The sequence below is a fragment of the Bradyrhizobium sp. NAS80.1 genome, from assembly GCF_001908205.1.
GTDB lineage: Bacteria > Pseudomonadota > Alphaproteobacteria > Rhizobiales > Xanthobacteraceae > Bradyrhizobium.
In genome coordinates this window covers 1-2,931 of record NZ_LGHL01000284.1, presented here as the reverse complement: position 1 = coordinate 2,931, position 2,931 = coordinate 1, and the positions used below count along the sequence as shown (strand labels likewise).

Sequence of the window (2,931 nt, the reverse complement as noted above, 5' to 3'; positions counted from 1 at the left end):
CAACTTAGACGACGAACTGAAGAATGTAATTCTAGCCGTGTCTCGATCATTCGCGTTTTTACACAGCCAGGGTCATTCTCGACCGACTCTGCGGGGTCGGCTTGTGTTCGATGTCTGCTCTTCCCCGAAACCGACCAACTTATTGCGTGGCAACGAAATGGCGCGAAGGGGCCATTTCCGGACTCGTGCATCGCAGCAAATTGTAATCCCATTCGATCACCGCACACTGCTGGTGGTAGTGTCTCTGGGCTCGAAAACGACGCCCGACTTCTGACCCCGAAGCGACCATCCTTATAGTCCCTACACTTCAAGCCATGGGCGGCCGCAGGACTTCGGGCGCGCGCGAGACGAACAAGAAGCGAGTTCACGGCCTGCAAATCGGGGGTGGCCGTGGGGGCAGTTCTGGATCCTTGCGGTACCGGGTGAGGATCGGTTCGAGGACCTCTTTCGACCAGAATTTCGGAGCGCCGATTTGCTTCAAGCAGAAGGCGTCCCAATACAGCCCCGCACGCGACAGCGACGGGCGAATTGCAGCAGCCTGTGCGACGGCTTCGATGTCGTGGGATTCAGGATAAATGTAAAGCGTCGTCGGATTGTCCTTCAACAGCGGGATGATTTGCCAGGCCTCAGAGGGCGACCAACTAGTGCAGCCGTCGCTGCGGCCGCCCGAGTAGTCCTCCAGATTGCCGAACGGAACATAACCTTTCTCGTTTGCGTATGGGCTGCGCGGATCCTTTCGAAGACAAACGTTCTTCAGTACGAGGGCCGGATGTCCTCCGATGGCGCGCTCTCTGGCGTTGGCGGTCTCGCCTTCGCCATCAAACTGAACGAACGAGCGGATCAGAGCCGCATACTGGTTCAGCGCAGCGCGGTAATACCCCTTGAAAGACGTCTTGGTCTCACCCGTCACATAGGCGCCGCCGGCTGTCAGGAATGAATCCATCGCGTTGCCAAAGTTCTTCGCGCACTCTTTTCCGTTCCGGAAATCGGCGACACCCTTCAAATCGCGGCCGCTGCCGTGACCAGCAGAAATCGCACGAAAAGACTGATCAGCTTCGCAGATAACGTAAAAGCGGCCCCCCGATCTGCCATCGCCCAAATCGTGCGGGCGCGTCGCGTCCATGGCAAAATAGCAGGGATTCTTAATGACGCCTTCCTTCACCTTTCGCAGATAGAGGTCGCGCCCCCCTCTGCAGAACCACTTGCGCGATCTGGCCCTGGCCTTCGCCAATATGGCCCTGCAGCCAGGCCGGAACGTCTGACGACTGCGCCGCCGCGAAGGATGCAGCCGCCAGCCACGCGGCCGTTGTGACGCCGAGACTGACCCTCTTGAGAAAGCGCAATTCTGTCCGCAACGGATCGCCTCTGCAGTCGGCATGCTAGGCTGGCGATCGAGGGGCTAAGAGCAACCTGTCGTCTGAGCCTTCAATGCCCGTTCGGTCTTCGGGCTGCTCGCCGGCTGCATCATTCGGTGGAAAGATGCCGTCATAGATCGCGCGGGCTTCGCGAATGAGTCGAAGCCGCTCGCGCTCGGATTTCGAAACGAATCCTACGATCTCGCCCATCCGCATCTCCCTCAGGCGCAGAAAGCCTCAAAACTTGCCTGAGCAGGTCCTTCGCTTAGATGTAATGTTATAACATTGCGCCAAATTTAGGGAGATGCGAAAAGAGAAAGCCGCTGCCTAGGGAAGTCGTGATCGTGCGCGGCGGTAATGATCACGACTGGCGCGACCCAAGGGGCCAAGTGTGAGTTCAGGCATCACTAAGTGCCTAACCGATGTCGCCTTCGGGTCATTTTTGACCGAGTCAGACGTGGTTGCTCGCGAGTTGATGTCCGCTTCGCCCCGAAAGTCACCACGGGACTGTTGATCGAGTACTGAGAACTCGCGGATAGTAAACGTGAAAACGGAAAGCGGCCCCGGCGAGATGAATGCATCGGGGCCGTTCCAGATCATATGGTCGGTTACATCCGCCGACCATCCGATCCTAAGCGGCGCCAATCACCGCATCTGATCTGGTGCAAGATATGGCAGCGCTGCAGCCCTAAAGCTGTTGGCCGCCAACTCCCACCTACGCCAATCAGCACGCCGCCAATGCTCGATCGCCATCGCCTTGCGCGCCTGCACATCCGAGATGATCTTGTCGAGCTCGGTGCCATCGAGTGTGCGCTTGATGCGCAGCACGTCGGCGCGCAGCTCCTGGGTCAGTGGTCAGCCCTTGGGCGTAATCTTGCCGGCGAAGGACTGGGCCACGATCTTGCCGTCCCGCACGACGAACGTGTCCGTGCCTACCTCGTACAAGTTGTCGGCAGTCTCCGCGGTCCACAGAATGTAGGCATAGTCGCCCTCGACCGCCTGCTGCTTCATGCTGAATGCGGCACCAGGTTTGCCAAACTCCGCAAACATCGCCTGGAACAACGGCCGAATCTCGTCGGTCCCCCTGAGCGGTCCGTCCGGCGTGAACAGGACGGCACCCGGCGCATAGTCAGAGAGGATGCCCGTGAGGTCGCCCTCACCAAAACACTTTATGTGGTGGTCCAGAACGTCTTTCGCGGAATTCATTCCTCCATCCTCCTTTATTGGTTAGTGATGAACAATCGCGACGCGCTTTATACTCCGCGACATAACGGTCTAAGCGCTTAACGGCTGAGCCAAGTCCGTCGCAGCCATAGCCGCAGTACCTGAAATGAACTCCCGACGCCGCATGCGCCGCTCCCTGCAAGGACGCGTGTGGAAAAAAAGAGCCTAGCACTTCTGTCGTGGGGTCGTGAGGTGCTTTGAAGGTCATCTTCGACCGACTCCGCGGGTTTCGCCTGCCGGTCGATGTCTGCTTTTCCCCGAAAGCAACCTACTTACTGCGCGGCAACGAAATGACGCGAAGGGCCAACTCCGGACTCATGCATCGCAGCAATTGCGCTCTCATTCGATCAGC

Annotated in this window: 3 protein-coding genes and 1 pseudogene; all 4 read right to left on the bottom strand. The window is 58.4% G+C overall.

All coding sequences use genetic code 11. The annotated features are described in order from the left end of the window. Positions 1-364: 364 nt before the first annotated feature. The 4 genes and pseudogenes from AC629_RS41515 to AC629_RS41500 all read right to left on the bottom strand — a co-directional run bounded on the left by AC629_RS41515 (position 365) and on the right by AC629_RS41500 (position 2,561). Positions 365-1,355, bottom strand: a pseudogene (locus AC629_RS41515) (hypothetical protein). A 24-nt stretch (positions 1,356-1,379) separates the two neighbouring features. Further along, entirely contained in the window at positions 1,380-1,565 is a 186-nt protein-coding gene (locus AC629_RS41510) for a hypothetical protein (protein WP_084810433.1), read from the bottom strand. A gap of 435 nt (positions 1,566-2,000) precedes the next feature. After that, positions 2,001-2,183 carry a hypothetical protein gene (locus AC629_RS41505; RefSeq protein ID WP_084810432.1) on the bottom strand — a complete coding sequence of 61 codons (183 nt, stop codon included), beginning with the start codon at positions 2,181-2,183 and terminating at the stop codon, positions 2,001-2,003. A gap of 27 nt (positions 2,184-2,210) precedes the next feature. Further along, positions 2,211-2,561 carry a nuclear transport factor 2 family protein gene (locus tag AC629_RS41500; protein ID WP_084810431.1) on the bottom strand — a complete coding sequence of 117 codons (351 nt, stop codon included), beginning with the start codon at positions 2,559-2,561 and terminating at the stop codon, positions 2,211-2,213. Positions 2,562-2,931: the final 370 nt, after the last annotated feature.

Coding starts and splice junctions, on each gene's coding strand:
- AC629_RS41510 (WP_084810433.1), bottom strand. CDS start 1,565: ATGGGCGAGATCGTAGGATTCGTTTCGAAATCCGAGCGCGAGCGGCTT.
- AC629_RS41500 (WP_084810431.1), bottom strand. CDS start 2,561: ATGAATTCCGCGAAAGACGTTCTGGACCACCACATAAAGTGTTTTGGT.